This is a genomic window from Nonomuraea sp. NPDC050022 (assembly GCF_044460705.1).
In the GTDB taxonomy this organism is placed as follows: domain Bacteria; phylum Actinomycetota; class Actinomycetes; order Streptosporangiales; family Streptosporangiaceae; genus Nonomuraea.
Genome location: NZ_JBITKE010000017.1, coordinates 50,602 through 76,908 on the forward strand (window position 1 = coordinate 50,602; position 26,307 = coordinate 76,908).

Genomic DNA, 26,307 nt, shown 5'->3' on the forward strand with positions numbered 1-26,307 from the left:
GAAGGGGGTGCGCCACTCATACATGGCAGGCCCGCAGTCACCCATCGAGGAGGTCCCGAAAGATGAGCACACCACGCAACGGACGCGACATGCGTTTCTGGGAACAGCTCGAGATCCTCAACGACTCGCTGCCGGCGGGCAGGGTGGCGGTGGCCGGGCCGCAGGGCGCGACCCCGGACTCCGATGTTCTGCCGGAGTTCGCCTATCTCGCCGAGCATGTCCTGGTACGCGCGCCTGACGTGGAACGTGCCATCCAGGGCATTCAGGCGAGTCTCCCGTCGGCGGAGCCGGTCCGCGTGGTCTGGCCGCCGGACCAGGACGCGCGGCGGGTGACGGTACGCCGGCTGTCCATCGGAACGCGGGACGTCTTCCGCGTCCTCGCCGTACTCAGGCAGGCCAAGATCCCCGGCACCCTGGTCCACTTCGTCACGGTCTCGGGCGTCAACCTGTGCCCGGGCGACGAGCCGGTGCCCAGCGGCGAGCCGCTCAAGCCGCCGATCGCGGGCCGCGACAGGGGTGAGAACGCGCACGTCACGGTGATCGACACCGGGCTGGTGCACGACTATCTCGACCACCAGTGGCTGGCGCAGAGTTCCGGCCAGCCGAACATCCCGATGGTCGACGGCGACGTCACCACCCTGGCCGAAGAGGTGGACACCGACGGTTTCATCAAGCCGTACGTCGGCCATGGCACCTTCATCGCGGGCGTGCTGCGCTGCGTGGCGCCCAGTACGGACGTACGCGTCCTCAACGGCTTCCCGTACGGCGGCGCGGTCGAGGAAGACCAGCTGGGCCTGCTCCTGCTGCAGACGCTCGACACCCACGGCTGGCCCGACGTGCTGTCACTGTCGGCGGGCACCAGGACGAACGACGCCCAGGCGCTGCTCGGCCTGACCGACTTCATCGACGAGCTGGCCACGCACCCCGAGACACTGCTGGTGGCCGCGGCCGGCAATGACGGCGACACCGTGCCGTTCTGGCCGGCCGCGTTCGCCGCGGAGGCGGTGAACGCCACCGGCGACGTGATCCTTTCGGTGGGCGCGCTGCGCGAGGACGGGCTCGGCCGGGCGTGCTTCAGCAATCACGGCGACTGGGTGACGGTGTACGCGCCGGGCGAGCGCCTGATCAACGCCTACACCTCGGGCGACTACGAGTACGACTACCCGCACAACACCACCTGCCGCTTCCACCCGGTCGTCCCGCTGTATCCGGGCTGCACCTGCGTCGCGCCGCTGTCGGAGGGGGACGTGGTCAAGTTCAGCGGGATCGCGCAATGGAGCGGCACGTCGTTCGCCACGCCGTTCATCGCCGGGCTCATCGCGGCGCGCATGTCGGAGGCCGGGGTGACGTCGCGGCAGGCGGCCGGGCAGCTCATCGCGGGACAGCTGGCGATACCCGATCTCAGTGGTTTTCTGCGATGACTCAACCACTCCCTGTTCTGGAGCGTCTCACGAAATATCATGCTCCAGGATGTTCCAGGACAGGGAAGGACCGCCGTGGACGAGACCGCAGCCCTCGTCAGAGCAGCCGCGGAAGGGGACTCCGGTGCCTGGAAGGAGCTCTACCAGCGCCACAACGGCCTGGTGTGGGCGGTGGCGCGCGCCTATCTCGTCAACGCGTCCGACGCGCAGGACGTCTGCCAGACGACGTGGTTCCGGCTGGCGGAGAACCTGACCAGGCTCAGGGACCCGGACAAGGTGGGTGCCTGGCTGGCCAGTACGGCCCGGCACGAGGCGCTGCGGGTGATCCGCGCGAGCGGGCGGGCCACGCCGATCAGCGACATGGGGCTGCTGGGGGCGGACATCGACGAGCGCTCCCCCGAGCATTTGATGCTGGAGGCGGAGGAGGCCGTCGCCGAGGCCGAGCGCGCGCTGGTGGTGTGGGCCGCCTTCGAGGAGATGCCGGATCGCTGCCGCCGCCTGCTGCGGCTGCTGATCGCCTCTCCGCGCCCCACCTATCAGGAGATCGCGTCAGGATTGGGCATCGCGGTGGGCAGCATCGGCCCGATCAGGGCCCGCTGCCTCCAGCGGCTCCGCACGCTGGTGGCGGAGCGCGGAGTGACCGGAATACGCAGGTGAGCTGAATGAACGATGAGAGCTTCGACCTGGAAGACCAGCTGGAAGCCGACCTGGAAGCCGACCTGGAAGGCGATCCGGAAGGCGAGCTGGAGGGCGAGCTTCGGGAGATCGCCGAGCTGCTCGACCCCGTGCCTCCCGCGTTGCTGGAGGACGCCATGCAGGCGTTCACGCTGCGGACGCTCGACGCCGAGCTGGCCGCGCTCACCTTCGACTCCTGGGACGAGGAGCCCTCGGCCAGGGTCGTCAGGGGCGCGGGGCAGTCGCGGCTGCTCACGTTCGAGGCGGGCGGGGTGGCGGTGGAGCTGGAGGTCTCCGCGGCCCGCCTGGTGGGGCGGCTGTCGCCGGAGGGGCCCGCGGAGATCGGCCTCCAGCGGCCCGACGAGGTGCTTCTCGTACGCTCCGACGAGCTGGGCCGCTTCACCGCCGACGGTCTGGTCCGCGGCCCGCTCCGCCTTCGCGTCACGCCCGACGGAGGCGCGCCGATCGTCACCTCATGGACGCGCATATAAACGCATATCACCGGATGTACGACGCCGCGCCGGTCCCCTCCTCCGGCGCGGCGTCTTGGCCTCCTCTGGCGTCGCGATCCTCTGGCGTCGCGATCCCCTCAGGCGTCGTGGCCTCCCCAGGCGTCGTGATCCTCTGGCGTCGTGATCCCGTCAAGCGTCGTGATTCCCTCCGGCGTCGTGATTCCCTCCGGCGTCGTGATCCCCTCAGCCCGGGGCATCAGGCGCTCTCCTCCAGGGTGGCCAGCTTGGCGGCGAGCGCGACCCGGGAGCCGATGCCGAGCTTGGTGTAGATCTTGCCCAGGTGATATTCGACGGTCTTGACGCTGATCAGCAGTTCCCGGGCGATCTGCCGGTTGGTCAGGCCGTCGGAGACGAGCCTGGCCGTGCTGTACTCCTGAGGCGTCAGTCCCAGCCGTACGGTGCCCTGCTGTTCCAGGCCGCACGCCTCCAGCTCCTGGGCGCAGCCGGCCACGAGTGGGCGGGCTCCCAGCCGGGTGAAGACGGCCTCGGCGGCTCGCAGGCGGGCGGCGGCCGCCCTGCGCCTTCCGGTACGCCGCAATAACCGGCCCAGGTCCAGCAGGACGCGGGCCTCCTCCAGCGGGCAGCCGGTGCCCTCCAGCAAGCTCAGGGCGGCGGTGAAGCTCTCCTCGGCCTCCGTTGGAACGTTCCTGGCCGCCAAGAGCAGCCCGGAGAGCCGAGCCCGCCGCGCCCGCGCCCGCGCGCCGTCGCCGGGCAGGGTGGCGAGCTCGGCCTCGGCCTCGTCCAAGCGTCCCTCCGCGACCAGGGTCTCGATCAGCTGCGGCCGATGGTCGGGGACGAACGGGTCGTCGGCGCCCGCCGGCGTGGCTCCGGCTCCCGCACCGGCGCCGGCGCCGGCGCCGAGCAGGCCCAGCGCCAGGTCCGCCTGGCTCTCGCCCATCACGTTGCGCTGGCAGCGCGCGATGGCCCTGGCGGCGGTTGCGTGGGCGAGGGCCCGTTCGTGCTCCCCGAGCGCGGCCAGCGGGGCGACGCAGACGACGTGCAGGGTGGGCAGCAGCCAGCGCTGGCCGAGCCCCTCCGCCTCGGCCAGCGCCCGCTCCGCCCTGGTCACGGCGTCCGCCCAGCGCCCCTCACAGTGCTCGGCCACGGCCAGCAACGCGCCGCCGACCAGGCGGTGGTGCGGCAGCCCCACCTCATCCCGCGCCGCGACGGCCCTGACCAGCACGCTGACCGCCGCGCCCGCCTCGCCCTCCCGCAGGAACCCGACGGCCGCCGGGATGCCCTCTGCCGCAGGTCCGCCACCGAGGGCACCCGTGCTCGACACCGGTACGTCGAATGGCTGGCCGGCCGCGCCCAGGGCCGGTACGTCGAACTGGCCGGCCGTGCTCGGGGCCAGGACGCCGTGCGGCCGATGGCTCGTGCTCTCAGCTGGCACGTCATACGGTCGGCCGCTCATGCCCGGAGCCAGCGCGTCGAACGGCCGACCCGTCGTACTGAGAGCCAGCACGTCGTACGGCCGGCCGGTCGTGCTCTGGATCGGCTGTTCGGCCGCCAGGCGGGCCCAGGTCGCCGCGGCGGCGCGATTCCCCCTGACCAGGTGCAGCCAGGCCAGCTGCTCGGCCGTGTCGGCGGCCAAGCGGGGTGAGCGGTTCCGCCACGCGGCGGCGAGCAGGTCGGCGGCCTCGTCGAGCCGGCCGGCGGCCAGTGCGAGCCGGCCCAGGATGTAGCGGCGCACGGGCCGCGGATCGGCGTTGGGCACGGCGGCCAGCTCGGCGGCGCGGACGGCGTCGCCGCCCAGCAGCAGGTGCCTCAGCGCCGCGGTACGCAGCTCGTCGCGCCGGGCCGCGGACTCGCAGAGCCCGGCGGCCAGCTCCAGATGGGTGGCGGCGTCGAGCCAGAGGCCGTGCTGGGCCTCCTTGGCGGCGTACCTGGCCAGCTCCTCGGCAAGTTGCTCGTCCGGTCCACCGGCCGCGGCGGCGCGGTGGCGCAGGGCCGTACCGGTGTGCTCGACGAGCCGGGCGGCGGCCAGGTGCAGACGTGCGCGGGTGCCCGCGCCGAGCGAGCCGTAGACGGTGGCCCCGGCGAGCGGGTCGGGGAAGGCGACGAAGCGTCCTGGGCGCTCGTCGAGCAGCCCGGCGTCGACCGCCTCCTCGAGCGCGGCCAGCGGGTCGCCGACGATCCCGGCCACGGAGGCGACCACGTGCAGGGGATGAGGCTCGCCGAACACGGCGCAGGCGGCGACGAGCGCGCGCGTCTCGGCACCGCACGCGCGCAGGCGGCGGGTGAACGGCCGGGCGTAGGCGTCGGGAGCGGGCAGCCGGGCGCCCGGGTCGGCCAGCGTCGTCGGCGCGACGGTGGCGAGCAGCTCGCGGGCGTACAGCGGGTTGCCCGAGGTGTGCTCACGCAGCCGCCGGGCGGTGCGCTCGGTCAGCGGGTCCGGGGTCAGCCCGGCCAGGTCGGCGGCGGACAGGCCGTCGAGGACGAGACGGAGCCCGCCCTCCCCGGTCAGCAGCCGCCGCAATCCGTCCGGCAGCCATGCGGCGGCGGTGCCGCGACAGCTGACGACCACGAGGACGCGGCCGGTGCGCAGGCGGCGCAGCAGGTAGCCGAGCGCCCGCAGTGACGCCCTGTCGGCCCACTGGGCGTCGTCCACGAGCACGACTACGGGCCCGTCGGCCTGCAGACGCCCGACCAGCTCGTACAGCGCCTCCCCCACGGACCACAGGTCCCGCGCCGCCGCGCCCCTCGTCGCCGCACTCCTGGTCGCCCCACTCCTGGTCGCCGCACCCGCCAAGCCGCTCCGCCTCAGCCTGGCGCTCCTCAGCCCGGTCCCCGGTAGCCCGATCCCCCGCAGTCCGGCCTCCCGTAATCCGCTCTCCCGCAGTCCGGCCTTCCCCAGCCCGATCCCCCTCGATCCGGCCCCCCTTGGTCCGGTCTCTGTCGATCCTGTGCTCGCCAGGCCGGTCCCGCCCGGTCCGGACCCACCGGCTCCTGTGCTCGCCGGCCCGGTGCCGTCCAGGACGGACCACGGCTGGTCGGCGAGCTGGCGGACGATCCCGTACCGCAGGTGCCGCTCTGCCTCGTCCCCGCTTGCCGCCAGCACCCGCACGTTCGCCTCTCCACCGAGTACCTGGCGGAGCAGCGCCGTCTTCCCGATACCCTCGGGCCCCTCTATGACCATCCGCCGCACGGCGCCCTTGCTCGCGGCACGCAATTCCCCGCGCACCAGGGCGAGCTCCGTTGCTCTCCCCACGAAAGCTCTTCCCACGAAAGCTCTCCCCACGAAAGCTCTTCCCGCGAAAGCTCTCCCCACGAATGCTCTCCCGACGAACATCCCCTCTCCCCTCCGTCGCCCCTCGACTTCCCAGAGCACGCGCGGAGACTTCTGATACACCTCTTTTCATCGCAAACCCGCAGCGAAGTGGCGGTAACCGCTTTCCGGTCGCCCGATGTGCGCACCAGTCAGCTTTGTCCGCCGCCGAAAGGCATCATTAGCATTGGCGGGGTTTGGCCGACGGAGAGGGCGGTGGGGATGGCTGTCCTGATTCGTACCCGTGACGTGCCGGCCGCGCGCAGATACGAGGAGTGGCGGAGCATCGTCTGTGACACGCTCGGCCCCCTCGACATGCGGATGGATCCGAACGTGCCGCTGCGCGGCGCGATCGACGCGGGTCAGCTCGGTCCGGTGGGTGTCGGCGTCGTCCAGACCTCGACGCCGCACAGCGTTCACCGGACGCCTGGCATGATCCGCCGCGACAGCCCCGAGCTCTATCGGGTGGTGCTGGCCATGTCGGGCCGGCCGCTTCTGGCGCAGGACGGCCGGGAGGCGCAGCTTCGGCGCGGCGAGTTCGCGATCTACGACTTCGCGCGGCCGTACGAGCTGGCCTATGACTCGGCGGTGCATCTGGCGGTGTTCAGTTTTTCCCGGGAGATGCTGGCTCTGCCCGTCGATTCCATCGCGAAGCTCACGGCCGTTCCGATCACCACGGACGGCGGAACGGGTGCCCTCGCCGCACCGCTGCTGCGCAGGGTGGCGCTTGAACTGGAGACCTATCAGCCGGCCAGCGCGGCGCGGCTGTCCACCGTGGTGACGGATTTGGTCACCACGGCCGTCGCCGAACGCGCCGACCAGAACGACACGCTGCCGGTGGAGTCGCGATCACGAACGCTGCTGCTACGCGTCCACACCTTCATCGAACAGCACCTGGGCGAGCCCGACCTCGACCCCGCCACCATCGCGGCCGCGCACCATGTGTCCGTGCGGCAGCTGCACCGGCTGTTCGAGACGCGGGACACCACGGTGGCCGCCTGGATCAGGCATCGGCGGCTTGAGCGGTGCCGCAAGGACCTGGCCGACACCGCCCTCCGGGACACCTCGGTGAGCGTGATCGCGGCCAGATGGGGGCTGCCTGACTCGGCCCACTTCAGCCGCTTGTTCCGGCACACGTACGGGCTGCCGCCCGCCGAGTATCGCCGCACGTGCCTCACACAGGGTGGCTGAAAGCCCTGGCACGGAAAGTCAATCGGACGGCGCCAGGGTGCAAGCGGCGCGGGCTCCTGATCAGCAGACTGAAGTTGTTCGCAAGACGCGGTGCTGAGGAAAGGACCCAGCGATGTCCACCACTCTGTTCGTCAATCTGCCGGTCAAGGACCTGGACCGGTCGAAGACGTTCTTCGGCGAGCTCGGCTTCCCCTTCTTCGGGGCGACCGATGACATGGCGTCCGTGGTGATCAGTGAGCAGACCCAGGTCATGCTCCTGACGGAGCCGACGTTCGCCTCCTACGCCAGGACGGAGGTCGCCGACCCGACCAAGAGCACACAGGTGATCATGGTTCTGGGCCTCGACAACCCCGCGCAGGTCGACGAGATGGTCGACAAGGCGCTGGCGGCGGGTGCGACCGCCGTCGGTGAGCCGCTGAACGTCGCGGGCCGCTACCAGCGGGGCTTCGCCGACCTCGACGGTCACCACTGGGCTGCTCTGTGCCTGGCGACCCCTGAGGGCTGAGGGGCCCTGCCATGAGCCATCCCGTGACCGGCAAGGTCACCTCGGCCGACGGCACGCCGATCGTCTTCGGCCGGTCCGGGACCGGACCGGCCGTCATCCTGGTCCACGGCGCGTTCACCGATCGGACTCACCCCGCTCTGCGCGGTGTGGCCGAGGCGCTGGGGTCGTGGTTCACCGTGTTCAACTACGACCGTCGCGGACGTGGCGAAAGCGGCGACACCCAGCCCTATGCCGTCGAGCGTGAGATCGAGGATCTGGCCGCCCTCATCGAGACGGCGGGCGGGCCGGCCATGGTGTTCGGCGGCTCCTCGGGTGCCGCTCTGGCGCTGGCCGCCGCTCCGAAGCTGGCCATCGCGAAACTCGCCGTGTGGGAGCCGCCGTACCACGTCGACGACAGCGCGCCGAGCCTGCCGTACGACTTCGCGTCTCAGCTGGAAGACCTGGTCAAGCGGGGTCGGCGCGCGGAGGCGATCGAGCTGTTCATGGTCGTGGCCGCCGAGGTCCCCGTCGAGGCGGTGGCCGCGATGCGTGTCCAGCCCTCCTGGCCGCGGCTGGAGGAGATCGCCCACACCTTGGCGTACGAGGCCGCCGTCCTGGGGCCGGGGAACGCCCTGCCCGCCGAGGTTCTGGCCTCGATCGCGCAACCGGTGCTCGTACTGACGGGTGGGGACAGCCCTCGGTGGATGGCCGAGGCGGGAAGAGCGGTCGCCGAGACCGTGCCCCGTACGGTCCACAGAATCCTCGAGGGCCAGACCCACAACGTGGCCCCTGAGTCTCTCGCCCCGGAACTGCTGGAATTCTTCACCATCGCCTGAAAAGTGACGTCCGCTCACCGGGCCGGTGAGCGGACGTCACGGGACCGTCAGACGATCACCAGTTCGCGGGAGGTGACGTTCAGCCGCTCTCCCCCGGTCTCGGTGCACACCACGATGTCCTCGATGCGCGCCCCATGCCGGCCGGGCAGGTAGATGCCCGGCTCGACGGAGAAGGCGAAGCCCGGCTCCATCGGCTCGGCGTTGCCGGACACGATGTACGGCTCCTCGTGCGTCTCCACGCCGATCCCGTGCCCGGTGCGGTGGATGAAGTAGTCGCCGTAGCCCGCCTCGGCGATCAGGTCGCGGGCCGCCGCGTCGATCGACTCGCACGGCACTCCCGGCCGTACGGCGGCGCAGGCGGCGTCCTGGGCGCGGCGCAGCACCTCGTAGTACTCGGCGAACTCGGCCGGCGGGGCGCCGACGGAGTACGTGCGGGTGGAGTCGGAGCAGTAGCCGCTGTGGAACTGCCCGCCGATGTCCACCACGACCGGCTCGCCCGTCTGGATGACCCGGTCCGACACCTCGTGGTGCGGGCTGGCGCCGTTGGGGCCCGAGGCGACGATGACGAAGTCGACCGTCTCGTGCCCGGCGGCCAAGATCGCCTCGGCGATGTCCCGGCCGACCTCACGCTCGGTGCGCCCGGCCCGCAGGAACTCCGGCACCCGCCGGTGCACCGAGTCGATCGCCTCCCCCGCCTCGCGCAGCGCCGCCACCTCGGCCGGGGACTTGCGCATCCGCAGCTCGCGCAGCACGCTCCCGGCCAGCACCTGCTCGGCCTCCGGCATGACCTCGCGGAAGCGCAGCGACGCCATCGCCCACATCCGGTCGGCCAGCCCCACCTTGGCCACCCGGCCGAGCCGCGCGGCGGCGACGCGGTAGGGGTCGTCGGTCTCGTCCCACGCCACGAAGTCCAGGCCGAGCCGGGAGGCGGGCGAGGCCTGCGCGGCGGGCAGTTCGAGCCGGGGCACCATCATGTAGGGCTCGCCGGCGGCGGGAACCACCAGGCAGGTCAGCCGTTCGGTCGACTTGGCGTCGTAGCCGCTCACGTAGCGCAGGTCGGGGCCCGGGGTGAGCAAAACGGCGTCGAGGCCGGACTTCGCGGTGGCCTCCTGGACGGCGGCCAGCCGGGACACGGGATACAAGTCTGAGGACGTCACAGGCACAATCTACTCGGACCGCTCCTCCTAAAATCCGCGAAAAGCTCTCACAACGCGGGAAGCCATGGCTACACTCCGCCCACGAACGGTCACGTAATGTGGTGTCAATTGTCCCCTTCCACCCGCGTTCCGAGAGAGAGGCTCATGGTCGACGTCTGGGGTAGCCACCAGCGCCGCCCGATGAGTGCGGCCGACGTGGTCCGGCAGCTCGCGGAGCCGCCCGCGGCCGAGCGCGACGCCGAGATACTCGCCGTACGCCTGGCGCACGCCGAACGCCTCGGCAACATGGGCTGGGCCGAATGGAACCTCCACACCGGGACGGCCACCTGGTCCGACCACGTCTACCTGATCTTCGGGCGGGACCGGGAGGACGGTCCGATCCGCCTGCCCGACCTGGCGGCGCACGTCGAGCCCGGCGACCTGGGCGCGCTCGACCAGCTCCTGTGGAGCGTCGTGCAGGGCGTGGAGCCGGTGCAGGCGGAGTTCCGCATCCGGCGGGGCGGCGAGCTGCGCAACATACGCGTCGTGCTGGAGCCGCTGATGGCGCCCGGCGGGCCTGAGGGCGTGCACGGCGTGGTCCAGGACATCACCGGCCGCCGCCGCGCCGAGCGCATCATGTCGGAGTCGCGCCGCCAGTTGCTGGAGGCCCGCGAGAAGGCGGCCGAGGAGCGCCACGTGATGCTGGCGCTGCGCGAGGCGATCCTGCCCGAGCCGGTCGGCTGCCTCGATCTGCTGTGCACCCGGATCGCGGTCCGTTACGTACCGGCCGAGAAGACCTCGAACCTGGGCGGCGACTGGTTCGAGGCCGCCGCGCTGCCCGACGGCCGGGTGCTGCTGGCGATCGGCGACGTCTCGGGCCACGGCCTGCCCGCCATCGCGCACATGGCGCAGCTCCGCCACGCCCTCATCGGCCTGACGATGACCGGCGAGCCACCGAACCGGCTGCTGGCCTGGCTGAACGAGCTGGTCATGCACCGGCTGCACGAGACCACGGCGACCGCGGTGATCGGCCACCTCGACACCGCGAGCCGGGTCTTCACCTGGAGCCAGGCGGGCAACCTGGCGCCGATCCTGGTCCGCGACGGCGTGGCGGGCCCGCTGGGCCAGCCGAAGGGCGTCCTGCTCGGCGCCACCGACCAGCCGTACGGCCTGGCCACCACGCGGCTGCGCGACGGCGACGTACTGCTGCTGTTCACGGACGGGCTGGTGGAGCGGCGCACCCGCGACATCGACGAGGGCCTGGCGCTGGCCACGGCGGCCGCCTGCGAGCTGCCGGGCCGCGACCTGGACGCCGGGCTGGACCGGCTACTGGCCGGCATCGGCGGCCCGAACCCGGAGGACGACGCCTGCCTCCTCGCGGTGGGGCTGGGCGGAGGGCTGGGCGAGAGCTGAGCGGAGCCGGGAGTCCGGGCTGAGAGTGGGCGGCCGACCTGCGGAGGTGCGACCATAGGCGGGTGCTGATGCTTCTCGACACCCCGTCGCTGTACTTCCGCGCCTTCTACGGCATCCCGGAGTCGATCACCGCGCCCGACGGCTCACCGGTGAACGCGGTGCGCGGCCTCATCGACATGATCGCCACCCTGGTGCGCCACCACTCCCCCACCGAGCTGGTCGCCACGATGGACGCCGACTGGCGCCCCGCCTTCCGGGTGGCCGCCATCCCGACGTACAAGGCGCACCGGGTCGCCCACGGCGACGTCGAGGAGGTGCCTGACGCGCTGGTGCCGCAGATCGCGGTCATCGAGCAGGTGCTCGACGCGCTCGGCATCGCCCGGCTGGAGGCGCCCGGCTACGAGGCCGACGACGTGATCGGCACGCTGACCCACCGCGCCGGCGGGGCGGTCGACATCGTGACGGGCGACCGCGACCTGTTCCAGCTGGTCGACGACGCCCGACCGGTGCGCGTCCTCTACACCGTGCGGGGCATCCGCAACCTGCAGACGGTCGACGAGGCATTTGTGACGGACAAGTACGGCATTCCCGGCCGTACCTATGCCGACTTCGCGACCCTGCGCGGCGACCCGAGCGATGGCCTGCCGGGCGTGGCGGGCGTCGGCGAGAAGACGGCGGCCGCGCTCATCACCCGGTTCGGCTCGCTCGGCGCGCTGCTCGATGCCCTCGACGCGGGCGCCACGGACGGCTTCCCGGCGGGCAGCCGCACCAAGCTGGCCGCCGCCCGCGACTACCTGCGGGTCGCCCCCGCCGTGGTGGCGGTCGCCTCGGACGCGCCACTGCCCGAGGCCGACCTGACGCTCCCGCAGAAGCCCCGCGACCCCGACTCCCTCGTACGGCTGGCCGACCAGTACGGCCTCGACAGCCCGCTCAACCGCCTGCTGGAGACACTCGGCCAGGCATGACCGCGCGTCAGGCCACCACGGCCACGCCGAGGAGTTCCTGCGGAGCAGGCCGAGGAGCTTGTGACGATAGGTTGCTCTTGTGACGAACATCCGGGTACCCAGCGACGTCCCCGCCCGCCTAGACGACGGGTTCGAGCGGATCCGGCGGGAGCAGCGGCTGCCCGGCGAGTTCCCGAGAGCCGTGCTGGACGAGGCCGACTGGGTGGCGTCGGTGCCCAGGTTCGGCGGCAAGGACATGACGGAGCTGCCGTTCGTCACCATCGACCCGCTCGGCTCGATGGACCTCGACCAGGCCGTCCACCTGGAGCGGCTGCGCGGCGGCTACCGCGTCTGGTACGCGATCGCCGACGTCGGCGCGTTCGTACGGCCGGGCGGCGCGATCGACGCCGAGGCGCGCACCCGGGGCGAGACCGTCTACCTGCCCACGAGCAAGGTGCCGCTGCACCCGAAGGTGCTGTCGGAGGACGCGGCCAGCCTGCTGCCCGGCGTGACCCGCCCGGCCGCGGTGTGGCGGATCGACCTGGACGCGGAGGGCCGCACGGTCGGCGCCGACGTACAACGAGCCCTGGTACGCAGCCGCGAGCGGCTCGACTACGCCTACGTGCAGGCGGCCATCGACACCGACACCGCGGGCGGCGCGCTCGGTCTGCTGGCCGAGATCGGCAGGCTGCGGCTGGAGCTCGAACGCGAGCGCGGCGGCGTCACCCTGCCCACCCCGGAGCAGGAGGTGGTGCCCGACAGCGACGGCTACCGCCTCGAATACCGGCTGCCGCTGCCCGCCGAGGCGTGGAACGCGCAGATCTCCCTGCTCACCGGCATGGCGGCGGCCTCGATGATGCTCGACGCGGAGATCGGCGTGCTGCGCGTGCTACCGGCGCCGCGCTCCGGCGACCTGGACAAGGTACGCCGGGTGGCCGACGCGCTGGGCGTCCCGTGGCCCGGCGGCGCCTCCTACGGCGACGTGGTCCACGACCTGGATCCGAAGAACCCGCAGCAGGCGGCGTTCCTGCACGAGTCGAGGGTGCTGCTGCGCGGCGCCGGCTACGTGGCCTTCAACGGCGAGCCGCCGAAGCTGGCCGAGCACGCCGCGGTGGCCGCGCCGTACGCGCACGTCACGGCGCCGCTGCGGCGCCTGGTCGACCGCTACGCGACGGAGGTCTGCCTGGCGATCGCCGCGGGCGAGCCGGTGCCGCAGGACGTGACGGAGGCGCTGACGGGCCTGCCGGAGATCATGTCCGGGACCGGCCGCCGCGCGGGCACGGTGGAGCGCGCCTGCGTGGACCTGGTGGAGGCGTTCCTGCTGCGCGACCGCGTGGGCCAGGCGTTCGACGCGATGGTGATCGACGTCGACGAACGCCGCGAGAGCGGCCAGGTCCAGATCGCCGACCCGGCGGTTATCGCCCGCTGCGACGGCCCGCTCCCCCTGGGCGAGCAGGTCTCGGTACGCCTGACCCAGGCCGACCCGGCCACCCGCGAGGTCCGCTTCGCCCTCGCGTGACTGAGCCGCGCACGGGAGACCCCGCACGCGGCTCCATGAGTTCCGGGCTACTTGAAAGGCTTCCAGGCCGCCCCCACCCCCATGAGGTGTAGCGCGACGCAGAGCAGCCCGGCGGTGCTGAGGGTGGTGGCCGTGAGCACGCCGCCCACGGCCACGTTGGCGATCTCGAAGATCAGCGCGAGCAGGAACAGCACCGCGGCGATGAGAGCGAACATGGCGACCTCCGGCTTGTCGAAACCCGCTTCGACCTGGGCATTTCCATACCGAATCGCCCGGAAACTGACCTCATGGTGACGTTGCGTATACAGCCCACTACATCACCTTGACCGGACGGTCAGTCGGACAGGAAGGCCCTGGTCAACAGGGCGCACGTAACGGCGCCCAGCCCCGTAAACCGCAGGAGCGTGCCCCTGGACGGGGGCCGGCCCCGTATGGCGGGTGGGGCCCACCGTGCTCTGCCGTAAAGCAGGAAAAAAGAGCCTTTACGCCCGCAGAAGCAGCCGCATCAGATCAGGACAGCGACGAATACGCCACCACCCCCCGGCGCATGGCGTCCATGGCTTTGGCGGCGGTCTGCTTGATCTTGCTCCCCTGCGGAGCGGCGTGCCCCAACTGGCCGAGCAGGTCCATCAGCTGCTTCACCCAGCGCACGAAGTCACCGGCCGCCAGCTCGTTGCCGTTGATGCCGTCCATGAGCACCGCGTCGAGGCTGTGCCCCTTGGTCCAGCGGAACGCCGCCCACGCGAACCCCAGGTCGGGCTCACGGATCGTGGACAGCCCGTGGTCGGACTCGATGCCCTCCAGCTCGCCCCAGAGCCGCATCATGGCCGTCAGCGCGTCCTGCGCCCGCCCGGCGGGGATCTTGGGGCGGCGGGCGTCGTCGGCGTTGCGCGACTCGAAGACGAGCGCCGACACGCACGCCGCCAGCTCCGCCGGCTCCAGCTGCTCCCACAGCCCGCTGCGCAGGCACTCGGCGGTGAGCAGGTCGAGCTCGGTGTAGAGGCGGCCCAGGCGGCGGCCCTCGTCGGTGACGGCCTCGTCGTGCAGGTAGCCGAGCTGCTCCAGCACCGAGCAGATCCGGTCGAAGGTGCGGGAGATGACGTGCGAGCGGCCCTCGACGCGCCGCCGCAGCCCTTCGGTCTCGCGCTGCAGCTTGTGGTAGCGCTCGGCCCAGCGGGCGTGGTCCTCCCGCTCGTCGCAGCCGTGGCACGGGTGCCGGCGGATCCGCCGGCGCAGCTCGTTGATCTCCTCGTCCTCGACGGCGTGGTCGCGGGCCCTGGTCGGCTTGCCCAGGTCGCGGTCGCCGATCTTGGCCAGCAGGGTGGAGACGAGGTTGGCGCGCTCCTTCGGCGAGCGGCCGTTGAAGTTCTTCGGGATGCGCAGCTTCTCGATCGGCTCGACCGGGACGGGGAAGTCGGCCGGGTCGAGCTTCTTGACCTGCTTGCCGATCGTCAGGACCAGCGGGCTGGGGCCGGTGCCGCGTGGGTTGCGCCCCGGGTCGAGCACGATCGCCAGCCCGGCCCGGCGCCCGCCCGGCACGCGGATGACGTCGCCGGGCTGTAGCGCCTCCAGCGACTTGACGGCCGCGGCCCGGCGCGCGGCGCCGCGCTGCTTGGACAGCTCGGCCTCGCGGTCGGTCAGGCGGCGGCGCAGCGCCGCGTATTCGGGGAAGTCACCCAGGTGGCAGGTCATCGCCTCCTGGTAGCCCTCCAGCGCCTCCTCGTGCTTGCGCAGCTGCTTGGCCAGCCCGACGACCGCCCGGTCGGCCTGGAACTGGGCGAAGGACTCCTCCAGCAGCGTGCGGGCGCGCTCGCGGCCGAACTGGCCGACCAGGTTGACGGCCATGTTGTACGAAGGCTGGAAGCTGGAGCGCAGCGGATAGGTGCGGGTCCCCGCGAGCCCGGCGACCGACAACGGATCCATGCCGGGCTGCCAGAGCACCACGGCGTGGCCTTCGACGTCGATGCCCCGCCGCCCGGCCCGGCCGGTGAGCTGGGTGTATTCGCCGGGGGTGAGGTCGGCGTGCGTCTCGCCGTTCCACTTGTCGAGCTTCTCGATGACCACGCTGCGGGCGGGCATGTTGATGCCGAGCGCCAGCGTCTCGGTGGCGAAGACCGCCTTGACCAGGCCGCGGGTGAACAGCTCCTCGACGACCTCCTTGAAGGCCGGCAGCATGCCCGCGTGGTGGGCGGCCAGGCCGCGCTCCAGGCAGTCGCGCCACTCCAGGTAGCCGAGCACGGACAGGTCCTCGTCGGGCAGGTGCGCGGTGCGCTCGTCGACGAGCTGCCGGATCTCGTGCCGCTCCCGCTCGTCGGTGAGCCGGATGCCGGCGTGCAGGCACTGCAGGACGGCCGCGTCACAGCCGGCGCGGGAGAAGATGAAGGTGATCGCGGGCAGCAGCGCCTCGGAGTCGAGCTTCTCGATCACCTGGGCGCGGTCCGGCGGGCGCGAACGCTGCGGCCGGCCGTAGCCGCGCCGGCCGCGCCCGGCGGTCAGCCGCTCGGTGTCGCGCGTCACCCGCATGAGCGTGGGGTTGATGCGCGGCGTCAGGTCGTCGGCCATGAACAGGTCGTAGATGCGGTTGCCGATCATCATGTGCTGCCACAGCGGCACCGGCCGGTGCTCGTCGACGATGACCGTGGTGTCGCCGCGCACCTCGCCCAGCCACTCGCCGAACTCCTCGGCGTTGCTGACCGTCGCCGACAGCGCCGCCAGCCGGACCGACTCGGGCAGGTGGATGATGACCTCTTCCCAGACGGCGCCGCGGAAGCGGTCGGCCAGGTAGTGGACCTCGTCCATGACCACGTAGCCCAGCCCGCCCAGCGTGGCCGAGCCGGCGTAGAGCATGTTGCGCAGCACCTCGGTCGTCATGACGACGATCGGGGCCTCACCGTTGACGCTGTTGTCGCCGGTCAGCAGCCCGACCTTGGCCGTGCCGTAGCGCTTGACCAGGTCGTTGTACTTCTGGTTGGACAGCGCCTTGATCGGAGTGGTGTAGAAGCACTTGCGCCCCTGCTCCAGGGCCAGGTGGACGGCGAACTCGCCGACCACCGTCTTGCCGGAGCCGGTGGGGGCGGCCACCAGCACCCCGTCGCCCGCTTCCAGAGCGCGGCAGCCGTCGACCTGGAAGTCGTCGAGCTCGAAGTCGTAGAGGCCCCGGAACGATCCGAGAGCGGCTCCGTCGTCCCCGTATTTCTCGCGGAAGGCCGCGTACCGCTCCGCTGGACTCGTCATACCCGTCACCCTACCGAAATCGCTATTCCGGTCCGTCCCGGCTAGCCCGCCAGATAGTCGCCCAGGCCCCCACGCAGCAGGTCGAAACCGGCGTTGGCCGCGGCGACCGCGTCGGGGTATGCCTCCTCGGCGCTCTGCCCGAGGTAGATGCGCCGGCTGTTCTGCACCTGCAGGGTGCGCAGCAGCGCGTAGAGCTGCCCGGCGGCGAACGGCGCGCGCGGGTCGCCGGGCCGCTCCCGCTCGATGGCCTCGGTCATCGCCCTCTCGGCCGCGATGTGGAACATCAGCAACCTGGCCGCCAGCGAGGGCGTCTTCCTGAACAACTGCAGCTGCGCCGTGTATGCCGGAGCGTCGTCGAGCCCGGTCTCGGGGGCGTGGCGGGCCAGCCGCTCCAGGAACTCGCGGCGTGCCCCCTCGACCAGTGACTCACCCGGCCGCCGGCCGCTCACCATCTGGGCGATGTCGTTGAAGCCCTCCCCCATCACGTCGAGGACGATGTCCTCTTTCGTGGGGAAGTAGTTGAAGACGGTCATCTTGGAGACCCCCGCGCGCTCGGCGATCTCCAGAACCGACACCTCGGCGAATCCACGCTGGGTGAACAGCTCCATCGCCGTGTTGTGGATCTTCTGCCGGGTCTCCCGTTTCTTGCGCTCGCGCAACCCCTCTTCCACAGCGCCCATCCTAACGGAGTTGACTAGGTCTAAATTTTGACCCAGTCTAAGAATATGACCGAAGCGCAGAAACGGATCGCCATGGTCGGCGTCCTCCTCACGCTCATCCTGGCCGTACTGGACCAGAACATCGTCGCGACCGCGTCCTGGTCGATCGTCCGCGAGCTCGACCCCGTCCACGGTCTGGAGCGGCTGCCCTGGCTGGTGACCGCCTACTCCCTGGCCGCCACCGCCGCCCTGCCCCTGTACGGCAAGTTGTGCGACGTCTACGGCGCCAAGCACGTCTATCTGGGCGCTGTGGGCCTGTTCCTGGCCGGGTCCGCGCTGTGCGCGCTGGCTCAGGACATGGGGCAGCTGATCGCCTTCCGCGCGGTGCAGGGACTCGGCGGCGGCGGCCTGATGAGCGTCACCATGATCGTCGCCGCTCACCTCACCCCGCCCCAGCAGCGGGCCTCGGCGGGCGGCGCGGGCGGCCTCATCGCCGGACTCGGCCTGGTGGCGGGCCCGCTGCTGGGTGGTGTGTTCACCGACCACGCCACCTGGCGCTGGATCTTCTACCTCAACCTGCCGATCGGCCTGTTCGTCCTGGTGTCGGCCGCCATCGCCATCAGGCTCGGCGACGGCGGGCTGCGCCACCGCATCGACTATCCGGGAGCGGCGCTGATCGCGGCGGCGGCCTGCCTGCTGCTGCTGGTCGTCGAGTGGGGCGGCAAGACCTACGCCTGGGACTCGGCCACGATGCTGTCGCTCACCGGCCTGGACGTGGTGCTGTTCGCCGCTTTCGCCTGGCGCCAGCTCACCGCGGCGGAGCCGATCCTGCCCTTCTCCATGTTCCGCCACCCGACGCTCAGGATCGCCCTGCCGCTGCAGCTCCTGACCGGCCTCGGCATGGCGGGCGGCATCTTCTACACGGTCATCTACCTGCAGGCGGTGGCCGGCGTCAAAGCCACCGATTCGGGGCTGTACCTCATCCCGATGGCGATCGGCATGGTCGTGTCGGGCACGATCTCCGGCCTGCTCATCGGGCGCGGTCGCGACACCAAGCCGTTCCTGATCGCGGGCATGGCCTGCGTGACGGGCGCGATGGTGCTGCTGAGCCGCCTGGAGACGGACACGTCCGCCTGGACGCTGCGCTTGGACCTGTTCGTGATGGGCGTCGGGTTCGGCATGGTGCTGGGCATCGTCGTCATGCTCGTGCAGAACTCGGCACCGCGCTCCCAGCTCGGCGTGGCCACCACGTCGATCCGCTTCGTCCAGGTGCTCGGCTCGGCGCTGGGCACGGCCATCTTCGGCATCGTGCTGAACCGGGCCACCGAGTCGCACCTGCCGCCCGGAACCCGGGCCGGGAGCCTGGCGAGGGCGATGCCGCCGGAGGCTCGTGAGCGGGTGGTGGACGCGCTGCTGTCGGGTGTGCACGTGGTGTTCCTGTCGGCGGCGGGCGTGATGGCCCTCGCCGTACTGCTCGCCGCCTTCCTCAGGACCAGCCCCGCGCTGCCCGCCGACCCGCCCGCCCCGCAACGGGTCGGGGTCTGATCTCCGGTACGGCCCACGCGCCTTTACATTGTAGATCTCAGGTGATGACCCGCAGCGCTCCCGGCTGGATCTCGCACGTGACGGGGGTCGGCCCGATCCGCTCCCCGTCGGCATAGGCCACCACGTCGGGCGCCTCCAGCCGGACGCTGCGCACCCGCCTGACGGACACAGCCGGGTGAGAGACGTGCGAGCCCCGGTAGACGCTCGGGAACACCCTGACGAACTCGGCCGTGGACACCGCCTCCAGGATCACCACGTCGAGCAGCCCGTCGTCGGGCCGGGCGTCGGGGCAGACCCGCATCCCGGCGCCGTAGGAGGAGGTGTTGCCCACCGCGACCAGCATGGCCTCCCGCTCGATCGGTTCACCGTCGTCGAAGGTGACGCGGAAGGGTATGGGCCGGAAGCGCCGCAACTCCTGGACGGTGGCCAGCAGGTATCTGGCCATCCCCGGCGGCCAGGTGAGCCCGTTGGCCCGCTCGTTCACCCGGGAGTCGAACCCGCAGCACACCACCCCGGCGAACAGCTCATCGGCCCGGCCCGCGCGGACGCGGGCGGCGTCGACCAGGCGGGAGCGGCCGCGCAGCACCGTACGGGCCGCCGCGATCGGATCCTTGCGCGGCACGCCCAGGGCGGTGGCGATGTCGTTGCCGGTGCCCGCGGGGATGATGCCGAGCGGCACGTCCGTCCCGGCGACGGCCTGCACGGCCAGGTGGACCAGGCCGTCGCCGCCGAAGGCCACCAGGGCGTCGGGGCGCTCGGCCACGGCGGCGCAGGCGCGCTCCAGCGCGTCGGCCGCGCTGTCACCGACGATCACCGACACCTCGGCGCCGCCCGCGCGCAGGCGCCGGGCCACGGGTCCGAGCAGGCGCACCGTCCGGCCGCCTCGGGCGGCGGGGTTGACGAGCAGGACGAGTTGAGGGGCCACGCCCGGAACTTATCGCCTATCGGTCCGCATCGGAATCCTGTTCCAGGGGTGATGCCTCGTCGTCGGACAGGTGGGAGAAGTTCTCGCCGGCGGGCAGTCGCCGCTCGCGCAGGTACATGAACAACTCGGCCGCCGCGAACAGCACGATCATGGGTGCGGCCAGGGCCATCATCGCGAAGGGATCGCCACCCGGCGTGATCACCGCGCCGAACACGAACATGATGAAGATGACCATGCGCCGGTGCTTGGCCACCGTCGCGTGCGACAACGCCCCGATGACATTGAGGAACACCAGGAAGAGCGGCAGCTCGAACGATATCCCGAAGATGGCGATCATGATCAGGACGTAGTCGAGATAGTCGTCGATCCCGATGGTGGCGACCGTGTCGTCGAGCGAGAAGCCCAGCAGGAAGCCCAGGCTGGTGTGCATGATGATGTAGGCCAGCACCGCGCCCAGGGCGAACAGCGGGATCGCCAGGAGCAGGAACACGACCGTGTAGCGCTTCTCGGCGCGATAGAGCGCGGGCGTGACGAACGCCCAGATCTGGTGGAGCCAGACCGGCGAGGCCAGCACCAGGCCGACCATCGCCGACACCTTCAGCGTGATGAAGAACGACTGGAAGATGCCGCTGTAGGTCAGGCTGCAGTGGCCCTTGACGAGTTGCTGCGACTGGATGGTGTCGCAGTAGGGGGCCTTGAGGATCGCCCACACGGGGTCGAAGAAGATCCAGCCGATGACGATGCCGACGACCACCGCGATCGTCGCGATGAGCAGCCGGTTACGCAGCTCCCGCAGGTGATCCATGAGCGGCATGCGGCCCTCGGGATCGCGGGCCGAACCTTCTCCGCTCGACTTCTTGAGCAGCGCCATCTAGCAGTCCCAGGAGTGCGAGGAGGGGCAGGGTCAGGCTTTCTTGTCGGCGCTGGCGCGCAGCTTGGCGGCCTGCTCCTCCAGTTGGCGAGCCTGCTCCTCCACCGACAGCGCGGGCGCCGCGTGGATGGGCTGCGGAGGCGCGGGCTGCGGCTGGGCGGGCGTCTGCGTCGCCGTCTCGACCGTGGCCGGCCGGTCGTCGTAGTCGTCTTCGCGCAGCTTGGCCGTCTCCGACTTGAAGATGCGCATCGACCTGCCGAGGCCCCTGGCCATCTCCGGCAGCTTCTTAGCACCGAACAGCAGGACGAGCACGCCGGCAATGATCAGAAGCTCAGTGGGTCCGAGGTTTCCCATGAAACGTCCTTTTTGAGCGAGTGCTGTTTCAGCCACGATCGTACGCTGCCGGAGGGTTGGTCTCATCCCCCCGGTGCCTCAATCTGGCCTGCCGCGGCTCGAGCTGGGCCCGCGCCTCGGCTACTTCACTGCTCAGACTACGCGCGGCGGACAGGAGTCGTACACCCACGACCCCAAGCGCGGCCAGCCCGGCGACGCCGAGCCCGGCCGCCACGAAGATCCAGGTCATGTCCGGTGAGCGTAGCGGCTCAGGGCCCGCTCGGCCTCCTGCCGCACCCGCTCGGCCATCGCGGGCGGCGAGAGCACCCTGCCGGTGTCGCCCAGGCGCAGCGCCAGCTTGAGCAGCCAGTCCTCGTCGCGGGCCCGCAGCGCCACCCGCAGCCGCCCCTCGCCCAGCTCGGTGACCTCCTCGCACGGGTAGTACTCGGCCACCCAGCGCCCGGCGGCGCTCACCTCAAGCTCGACCAGCTCGTCGGTGGGCGAGGGCCGGAACACGCCCTGCGCCACGTCGATCGGCTCGGCCTCGGCGGGCGGGTCGGCGGCCACCTCGAGCACCTCGACGCCGAGCATCCGGTCCAGCCGGAACAGCCGCATCGCCTCGGCCCGGTAGCACCAGCACTCCAGGTAGGTGCGGCCGTCGACGACGACCAGCCGCATGGGGTCGACCTCGCGCGGCGTCACCTCGTCGCGGCCCGGCACGTAGTAGCGCAGCGACAGGCGGCGCCGCCTGGTCAGCCCCTCGCGCACGCGCAGCAGCGCGTCGGGGGTGGCGTCGACGTCGACCGCGACCTGGCTGCTGACGGCCGCCGCGCCCTCCCCGGCGGCCCGCTCCAGCTTGGCGACCACCCGGGGCAGCGCGTCGCCGGGCACCTCGGCCAGTTCCGGCATGGCGGCGAGCATGCGCAGCGCGACCAGCAGCGCGCTGGCCTCGTCGATGCCCAGCCGCAGCGGCCGGGCGATGGTGTCGGCGTTGTCGATGAGGATCTCGCCGCCGTCCCACGACACGTCGATCAGGTCGCCGGGCGTGTGCCCGGGCAGCCCGCACATCCACACCAGTTGCAGGTCGTCGATGAGCTGCTTCTCGCTCAGCCCGAACACCCCGGCCACCTCGCCGAGCTGCGCGCCCGGGTGCGACATCAGGTACGGCACCAGCGCGAGCAGCCTCGGCAGCCGGTCGGCGGATCCACTCACGCCAGCGCTCCCTTCAGTCGGCGGATGACGGCCTCGCGGGCGTCGGGCGGCCCGACCACCTCGACGTCGGCGCCCAGGCTGGCCATCCAGCCGGCCAGCCGTTCGGGATCGGTGAAGCCCAGCTCGACCTCGTCCCACCCGTCGGCACCCGCCCGCACGGCCGTGGACAGCTGCCGCAGCCCCTCGCAGGCGCCCTCTCGTACGCGGATGACGGCCGTGCGCCCTTCGACCGGCTCCTCGGGGAAGCCGACCATGGCCCGCAGGTCGACGCCGGGCGGCACCTCGACCGAGCCAGGCCGGCCGACAGTGGCGACCTGCCCGGTGATGCGGCTGAGCCGGAAGGCGCGCGGCGCGTCGCGGCCGCGGTCGAACCCGGCGAGGTACCAGCGGCCCCGGCGGCTGACCACGCCCCAGGGCTCGACGGTGCGGCTGCGCACGCTCTCGCTGCCGGCGCTGCGGTAGTCGAAGCGCACCAGGCGCCGGTCGCGTACGGCGTCCCACAGCGCGGGGAAGGCCGGGTCGCGGGTGTCCAGGCGCAGCTCCAGCGCCCCTGCCCCGATGGTCTCGTCGGTGGCCACGCCGCCCGCGCGCAGCTTGAGCAGCGCCCCGGAGGCGGCCTCGGCGAGGCTGGCGCGCTGCCACACCTGCGCGGCCAGGCCGAGCACGGCGGCCTCGTCGGCCTCCAGGGTGATCTCCGGCAGCTCGTAGGACTGGCGCTCGATGCGGTAGCCGGGCTCGTCCTCCCACGGGTCGCGCACCACGTCGATGGGGATGCCGATCTCGCGCAGCTCGTTCTTGTCGCGCTCGAACATCCGCTGGAACGCCTCGTCGCCATCCCGGTCATAACCGGGAACGGCCTGGCGGATCTGCTCGGCCGACAAAGGGCGGCGGGTGGCGAGCAGGCAGATCACCAGGTTCAGCAATCGCTCGGTCTTGCGGCGCGACATCCTGCCTCACTCCTCCTTCAACGACGCTACCCTGCCCGAGTGATCAGATGGCGCAAGGGCGAGGTCGTGCGGATCCGGCGCGAGTGGCCGGGAGCCATGGAACTGGACGTCGCCGTCTCCGGAGGGGACCACCAGCCGGGCCTCGAACCCGGCGGGACATACCGGGCACTGGCCTATCCGCTCCTGGTGGGCCGTCCGGAACCCGGCGACGAGGTCCTGCTCAACACGACGGCACTCGCGATGGGTCTCGGTACGGGAGGTTACGCCATGGTGGTGGCAGTCCCGAACCGTTTACCGGAAGATCCGCAGGGACCCGGGCACCTGGTGAAGGCCCGCTACACCCCGTTGCAGGCCACCGTGCTCGGCGCCGACGAGCAGGACTCGCCCTTCCACGAGGTCCTGCGCGAGGCCGACTCGGTCGACGGCATGCCGGTGGTGGTCGCCGACCTGCACTCGGCCCTGGCGCCGATCCTGTGCGGCCTGTACGAGGCGCGCCCGGGCGTACGCGTCGCCTACGTGATGCAGGACGGCGGCGCGCTGCCCGCCTGGTTCTCGATGGCCTGCGCGAAGTTGCGGGAGATCGACTGGCTGGCCGGGGTGGTGACGGTGGGACAGGCGTTCGGCGGCGACGTCGAGGCGGTGACCGTCCATACCGGCCTGCTGGCCGCCAGGCACGTGCTGGAGGCCGACGTGGCGATCGTCACGCAGGGACCCGGCAACCTCGGCACGGGCACGCGGTGGGGCTTCTCGGGCGTCTCGGCGGGCGAGGCGGTCAACGCCGCCGCGGTGCTGCGCGGCCAGCCGGTGGCGGCGCTGCGGGTGAGCGAGGGCGACCTGCGCGAGCGCCACCTCGGCGTCTCGCACCACTCGCTGACCGCCTACGGCCGCGTGGCGCTGGCTCCGGCGCGGGTGGCGGTGCCGCTGCTGCCCGGTGAGTTCGGGGAGCGGGTCAGGGACCAGTCCGAGCTGCTGGCCGTCCGGCACGAACTGGTGCCCGTGCCGGTCGGCGGCCTGCACGAGGCGCTGCGCGACTCGCCGGTCAGGCTCTCGACGATGGGCCGGTCCCTGGAAGAGGACCTGGCCTACTTCCTGGCCTCGGCCGCGGCGGGCAGGTGCGCGGCCTCGCTGCTGTCGTAGGAGTCCTTGTAGGTGAACGCCTCGGGGCTGGGTCCCTCGGCCTTGAGGCGTTCCAGGCGCGCCATGCCCTCGGCGAGGGTCGGGATGTGACCCTCGGAGATCCACCACATCACCATGTACGGCTCGGCCATCCGCAGGAACCACTCCCTGCGGCGGCGCAGCACGTCCAGATGGGCGCTGCGGTAGACGTAGTTCCACAGTGAGTCGAGCGACTCCCACACCGAGAAGTTGAGCAGCAGGTGGTCGCCGTACTCGTGGGTGAGGGTCGCGGTCGGATCCTCGTCGCTCTCCTTCATCCGCCACACGAATCCGGGATAGCCGTCGGCGAGGGTGTTGATGGGCTCCAGCGCGGCGACGAACTCGGCCAGCTCGGGGCTGTCGATCGGGGCGCGCATGTGGGCGATGTTCAGCTCGGCTAGATGCATGACGCTCAGCACACCACCCTTCGCTCTTCTATGTCAATCTTCTTTTGTTTTAGAAAGAGCCACGCAGCACTCGCCGGGCCGCGGATCCAGCCGGGCCCGCCCTGGATCGTCGCCGAGCCCTTCGAGCACCCCCTGGCACAGAGCCAGGTTCATGGAGCACACGAGCAGCGGCTGCTCGTGGCTCAGCACGTGGAAAGGGCAGTTGCGCATCCGCAGCGTGCCGCCTTCGGCGTAGGGCTCGTAACCCCGCTCGCGCAGCACCGCCTCGACGGGCTCACTCCGCCCCCGGCCCAGCCGCTCCCCCGCCGCGCGCGCCGCCTTCTCGGCCGCCTCCTCGGCGCCGAGGGAGTCGACGACCTCGGCCAGCACCGAGGCCAGCGCCACATAGTCACGCGGCGGCAGACTCACCGACCGCTCTCCCCCGGCCCTGCGGTAGACCTTCGCGGGCCGCCCGCTGCCGGGCCCCTTCTTCTCCTGCTGCCTGAAGGCGCTCTCCAGCAGCCCGGCGTCGACGAGCTTGTCCAGGTGGTGCCCGGCCAGCGTCCTGGACACCCCGGTGAGCTCGGCCGCCTCTCCCCGGCCCAGGTCGCCGCCGCTGCCCGCCACGGCCTCGTACAGGCTGCGCCGCACCGGATCGTGCAGCAGCGCCAGGGCCTCGAGGTCGTCATCGCTCACAGCGGGAGTCTAGGCGCCCCTCTCCACCGCGGACCGCACCCGCCATCTCCCGCCGGCGGCCGTACCGCCATCTCCCGGCGCGGGCCGCACCCCCTAGGCTTCTCCCCGTGAGCGAACCCTCCCCCCTTCTCGCCGCCTACGACCGCACCAGGCTGCGTGTCCCCGAGCACCCCGCCGACGGGCTCGTGTACGAGATGGACGGCCCGCTGCTGCGCGTCACCGGCAGGTTCCGCGGCTTCGTCGAGGGCCCGCCCGTGCTCGGTGTCGAAGGCGACCGGCTGGACGCGCTGATCGCCCGCCAGCGCGACCACTTCGCGGCCCGCGGTGAGGCCGTGGAGTGGAAGACCCGCGCCCACGACCTGCCCGCCGACCTGCCGGACCGGCTCGTCCGCGCGGGCTTCGCGCCGGAGGAGCGGGAGACGGTGCTGGTCGGCGTCGCCAAGGAGATGCTGGACGCACCGCCCCTGGCCGCCGGCGTGACCATCCGGCAGGTGACCGCCGACGCCGACCTGCGGGCCATCGCCGCCATGGAGTCGGTCGTCTGGGGCGAGGACTGGAGCTGGCTGGGCGAGGACCTGATCCAGCGGGTCAAGGCCGATCCCGGCGGCATCGCCGTACTGGTGGCCGAGGCGGACGGCCGGGTCGTCTCGGCCGCCTGGCTGGTGCACATGCCCGGCACCGGCTTCGCCGGGCTCTGGGGCGGCTCCACGCTGCCGGAGTGGCGGGGCCGCGGCATCTACCGCGCGCTGGTCGCCCGGCGCGCCCAGCTCGCCGTGGCGGCCGGGGTGGACCATCTCCAGGTGGACGCCTCGGACGACAGCCGGCCGATCCTGGGACGCCTGGGCTTCCACACGGTGACCACGACCACGCCGTACGTCTGGACGCCCTGACCCCGTCCCGCTCGCTCGCTCCAGCACACGACAAGGACCGTCACAGCAAGCCGCC

At 71.7% G+C, this 26,307-nt stretch carries 25 protein-coding genes; 12 read left to right on the forward strand and 13 right to left on the reverse strand.

The genetic code is table 11. From position 1 onward, the window contains the following. Positions 1-62: 62 nt before the first annotated feature. From ACIBO2_RS50560 to ACIBO2_RS50570, 3 genes are all read left to right on the forward strand, one after another. The gene (locus ACIBO2_RS50560) at positions 63-1,421 is read left to right on the forward strand and encodes a S8/S53 family peptidase (RefSeq protein WP_358540806.1); all 1,359 of its coding nucleotides are present in this window, start codon (positions 63-65) and stop codon (positions 1,419-1,421) included. Between the two features lie 75 nt (positions 1,422-1,496). Then, the gene (locus ACIBO2_RS50565; RefSeq protein ID WP_358540804.1) at positions 1,497-2,078 is read left to right on the forward strand and encodes a sigma-70 family RNA polymerase sigma factor; all 582 of its coding nucleotides are present in this window, start codon (positions 1,497-1,499) and stop codon (positions 2,076-2,078) included. A 5-nt stretch (positions 2,079-2,083) separates the two neighbouring features. Next, positions 2,084-2,587, forward strand: coding sequence for a hypothetical protein (locus ACIBO2_RS50570; protein ID WP_358540801.1), 504 nt, complete (start codon positions 2,084-2,086; stop codon positions 2,585-2,587). A gap of 217 nt (positions 2,588-2,804) precedes the next feature. Here ACIBO2_RS50570 and ACIBO2_RS50575 read toward each other — a convergent pair whose 3' ends face one another. Continuing rightward, positions 2,805-5,819, reverse strand: coding sequence for an AAA family ATPase (locus tag ACIBO2_RS50575; RefSeq protein WP_397304680.1), 3,015 nt, complete (start codon positions 5,817-5,819; stop codon positions 2,805-2,807). 279 nt (positions 5,820-6,098) lie between these two features. On the opposite strand from ACIBO2_RS50575, the gene ACIBO2_RS50580 reads away from it, so the two are divergent. The 3 genes from ACIBO2_RS50580 to ACIBO2_RS50590 all read left to right on the forward strand — a co-directional run bounded on the left by ACIBO2_RS50580 (position 6,099) and on the right by ACIBO2_RS50590 (position 8,387). Beyond that, positions 6,099-7,067 carry a helix-turn-helix domain-containing protein gene (locus ACIBO2_RS50580; RefSeq protein ID WP_397304681.1) on the forward strand — a complete coding sequence of 323 codons (969 nt, stop codon included), beginning with the start codon at positions 6,099-6,101 and terminating at the stop codon, positions 7,065-7,067. A 112-nt stretch (positions 7,068-7,179) separates the two neighbouring features. After that, positions 7,180-7,572, forward strand: a complete 393-nt coding sequence (locus tag ACIBO2_RS50585) for a VOC family protein (protein WP_358540795.1) — start codon at positions 7,180-7,182, stop codon at positions 7,570-7,572. A gap of 11 nt (positions 7,573-7,583) precedes the next feature. Continuing rightward, a complete protein-coding gene (locus ACIBO2_RS50590) occupies positions 7,584-8,387 on the forward strand; it encodes an alpha/beta fold hydrolase (RefSeq protein ID WP_397304682.1) in 804 nt (267 codons plus the stop codon). Between the two features lie 47 nt (positions 8,388-8,434). On the opposite strand, the gene ACIBO2_RS50595 is transcribed toward ACIBO2_RS50590, so the two are convergent. Further along, the gene (locus tag ACIBO2_RS50595) at positions 8,435-9,544 is read right to left on the reverse strand and encodes a Xaa-Pro peptidase family protein (protein ID WP_358540791.1); all 1,110 of its coding nucleotides are present in this window, start codon (positions 9,542-9,544) and stop codon (positions 8,435-8,437) included. A gap of 144 nt (positions 9,545-9,688) precedes the next feature. Between ACIBO2_RS50595 and ACIBO2_RS50600 the strand changes: the two genes are divergently transcribed. The 3 genes from ACIBO2_RS50600 to ACIBO2_RS50610 all read left to right on the forward strand — a co-directional run bounded on the left by ACIBO2_RS50600 (position 9,689) and on the right by ACIBO2_RS50610 (position 13,399). Then, positions 9,689-10,936: a SpoIIE family protein phosphatase gene (locus ACIBO2_RS50600; protein ID WP_358540789.1), complete on the forward strand. Its 1,248-nt coding sequence runs from the start codon at positions 9,689-9,691 to the stop codon at positions 10,934-10,936. Positions 10,937-11,004: 68 nt separating this feature from the next. Beyond that, on the forward strand, positions 11,005-11,901 hold the full coding sequence (locus ACIBO2_RS50605; protein ID WP_358541411.1) for a 5'-3' exonuclease: 897 nt from the start codon (positions 11,005-11,007) through the stop codon (positions 11,899-11,901). A gap of 79 nt (positions 11,902-11,980) precedes the next feature. Next, positions 11,981-13,399, forward strand: a complete 1,419-nt coding sequence (locus tag ACIBO2_RS50610) for an RNB domain-containing ribonuclease (RefSeq protein ID WP_397304683.1) — start codon at positions 11,981-11,983, stop codon at positions 13,397-13,399. Positions 13,400-13,446: 47 nt separating this feature from the next. Here the strand turns inward: ACIBO2_RS50610 and ACIBO2_RS50615 are convergent, their stop codons facing one another. The 3 genes from ACIBO2_RS50615 to ACIBO2_RS50625 form a co-directional block, all read right to left on the reverse strand. Next, a complete protein-coding gene (locus ACIBO2_RS50615) occupies positions 13,447-13,614 on the reverse strand; it encodes a hypothetical protein (RefSeq protein ID WP_358540784.1) in 168 nt (55 codons plus the stop codon). A 295-nt stretch (positions 13,615-13,909) separates the two neighbouring features. After that, a complete protein-coding gene (locus ACIBO2_RS50620; RefSeq protein WP_358540782.1) occupies positions 13,910-16,633 on the reverse strand; it encodes a DEAD/DEAH box helicase in 2,724 nt (907 codons plus the stop codon). Between the two features lie 41 nt (positions 16,634-16,674). Next, positions 16,675-17,304, reverse strand: a complete 630-nt coding sequence (locus ACIBO2_RS50625; RefSeq protein ID WP_358540780.1) for a TetR/AcrR family transcriptional regulator — start codon at positions 17,302-17,304, stop codon at positions 16,675-16,677. 54 nt (positions 17,305-17,358) lie between these two features. Between ACIBO2_RS50625 and ACIBO2_RS50630 the strand changes: the two genes are divergently transcribed. Next, positions 17,359-18,837, forward strand: a complete 1,479-nt coding sequence (locus ACIBO2_RS50630) for an MDR family MFS transporter (protein ID WP_358540778.1) — start codon at positions 17,359-17,361, stop codon at positions 18,835-18,837. 37 nt (positions 18,838-18,874) lie between these two features. Here the strand turns inward: ACIBO2_RS50630 and ACIBO2_RS50635 are convergent, their stop codons facing one another. From ACIBO2_RS50635 to ACIBO2_RS50660, 6 genes are read right to left on the reverse strand one after another with little or no spacing between them, the layout of a single operon-like run. Then, positions 18,875-19,762: a YegS/Rv2252/BmrU family lipid kinase gene (locus ACIBO2_RS50635; protein ID WP_358540776.1), complete on the reverse strand. Its 888-nt coding sequence runs from the start codon at positions 19,760-19,762 to the stop codon at positions 18,875-18,877. Between the two features lie 16 nt (positions 19,763-19,778). Continuing rightward, entirely contained in the window at positions 19,779-20,633 is an 855-nt protein-coding gene (tatC, locus tag ACIBO2_RS50640) for a twin-arginine translocase subunit TatC (protein ID WP_358540774.1), read from the reverse strand. A 33-nt stretch (positions 20,634-20,666) separates the two neighbouring features. Next, on the reverse strand, positions 20,667-20,987 hold the full coding sequence (gene tatA / locus ACIBO2_RS50645; protein ID WP_358540772.1) for a Sec-independent protein translocase subunit TatA: 321 nt from the start codon (positions 20,985-20,987) through the stop codon (positions 20,667-20,669). A gap of 28 nt (positions 20,988-21,015) precedes the next feature. Continuing rightward, entirely contained in the window at positions 21,016-21,216 is a 201-nt protein-coding gene (locus ACIBO2_RS50650) for a hypothetical protein (RefSeq protein ID WP_358540770.1), read from the reverse strand. Beyond that, complete coding sequence (locus ACIBO2_RS50655; RefSeq protein WP_358540768.1) at positions 21,213-22,178, reverse strand: WYL domain-containing protein; 966 nt, start codon at positions 22,176-22,178, stop codon at positions 21,213-21,215. Before ACIBO2_RS50655 ends, ACIBO2_RS50650 begins: the two co-directional genes overlap by 4 nt. After that, positions 22,175-23,125 (reverse strand): WYL domain-containing protein, encoded by a 951-nt coding sequence (locus ACIBO2_RS50660; protein WP_358540766.1) that lies wholly within the window; start codon positions 23,123-23,125, stop codon positions 22,175-22,177. Before ACIBO2_RS50660 ends, ACIBO2_RS50655 begins: the two co-directional genes overlap by 4 nt. Positions 23,126-23,221: 96 nt before the next feature. On the opposite strand from ACIBO2_RS50660, the gene ACIBO2_RS50665 reads away from it, so the two are divergent. Further along, entirely contained in the window at positions 23,222-24,262 is a 1,041-nt protein-coding gene (locus ACIBO2_RS50665; RefSeq protein WP_397304724.1) for a DUF3866 family protein, read from the forward strand. Here the strand turns inward: ACIBO2_RS50665 and ACIBO2_RS50670 are convergent. Both ACIBO2_RS50670 and ACIBO2_RS50675 read right to left on the reverse strand, forming a co-directional pair. Beyond that, positions 24,208-24,687, reverse strand: coding sequence for a DUF3291 domain-containing protein (locus tag ACIBO2_RS50670; protein WP_397304684.1), 480 nt, complete (start codon positions 24,685-24,687; stop codon positions 24,208-24,210). The genes ACIBO2_RS50665 and ACIBO2_RS50670 overlap by 55 nt on opposite strands. Before the next feature lie 33 nt (positions 24,688-24,720). Continuing rightward, entirely contained in the window at positions 24,721-25,362 is a 642-nt protein-coding gene (locus ACIBO2_RS50675) for a helix-turn-helix domain-containing protein (protein ID WP_358540759.1), read from the reverse strand. Between the two features lie 107 nt (positions 25,363-25,469). On the opposite strand from ACIBO2_RS50675, the gene ACIBO2_RS50680 reads away from it, so the two are divergent. Beyond that, complete coding sequence (locus ACIBO2_RS50680) at positions 25,470-26,252, forward strand: GNAT family N-acetyltransferase (RefSeq protein ID WP_358540757.1); 783 nt, start codon at positions 25,470-25,472, stop codon at positions 26,250-26,252. Positions 26,253-26,307: the final 55 nt, after the last annotated feature.

Coding starts and splice junctions, on each gene's coding strand:
- ACIBO2_RS50560 (WP_358540806.1), top strand. CDS start 63: ATGAGCACACCACGCAACGGACGCGACATGCGTTTCTGGGAACAGCTC.
- ACIBO2_RS50570 (WP_358540801.1), top strand. CDS start 2,084: ATGAACGATGAGAGCTTCGACCTGGAAGACCAGCTGGAAGCCGACCTG.
- ACIBO2_RS50580 (WP_397304681.1), top strand. CDS start 6,099: ATGGCTGTCCTGATTCGTACCCGTGACGTGCCGGCCGCGCGCAGATAC.
- ACIBO2_RS50585 (WP_358540795.1), top strand. CDS start 7,180: ATGTCCACCACTCTGTTCGTCAATCTGCCGGTCAAGGACCTGGACCGG.
- ACIBO2_RS50590 (WP_397304682.1), top strand. CDS start 7,584: ATGAGCCATCCCGTGACCGGCAAGGTCACCTCGGCCGACGGCACGCCG.
- ACIBO2_RS50600 (WP_358540789.1), top strand. CDS start 9,689: ATGGTCGACGTCTGGGGTAGCCACCAGCGCCGCCCGATGAGTGCGGCC.
- ACIBO2_RS50605 (WP_358541411.1), top strand. CDS start 11,005: ATGCTTCTCGACACCCCGTCGCTGTACTTCCGCGCCTTCTACGGCATC.
- ACIBO2_RS50615 (WP_358540784.1), bottom strand. CDS start 13,614: ATGTTCGCTCTCATCGCCGCGGTGCTGTTCCTGCTCGCGCTGATCTTC.
- ACIBO2_RS50620 (WP_358540782.1), bottom strand. CDS start 16,633: ATGACGAGTCCAGCGGAGCGGTACGCGGCCTTCCGCGAGAAATACGGG.
- ACIBO2_RS50630 (WP_358540778.1), top strand. CDS start 17,359: ATGACCGAAGCGCAGAAACGGATCGCCATGGTCGGCGTCCTCCTCACG.
- tatC (WP_358540774.1), bottom strand. CDS start 20,633: ATGGCGCTGCTCAAGAAGTCGAGCGGAGAAGGTTCGGCCCGCGATCCC.
- tatA (WP_358540772.1), bottom strand. CDS start 20,987: ATGGGAAACCTCGGACCCACTGAGCTTCTGATCATTGCCGGCGTGCTC.
- ACIBO2_RS50650 (WP_358540770.1), bottom strand. CDS start 21,216: ATGACCTGGATCTTCGTGGCGGCCGGGCTCGGCGTCGCCGGGCTGGCC.
- ACIBO2_RS50660 (WP_358540766.1), bottom strand. CDS start 23,125: ATGTCGCGCCGCAAGACCGAGCGATTGCTGAACCTGGTGATCTGCCTG.
- ACIBO2_RS50665 (WP_397304724.1), top strand. CDS start 23,222: ATGGAACTGGACGTCGCCGTCTCCGGAGGGGACCACCAGCCGGGCCTC.
- ACIBO2_RS50670 (WP_397304684.1), bottom strand. CDS start 24,687: ATGCATCTAGCCGAGCTGAACATCGCCCACATGCGCGCCCCGATCGAC.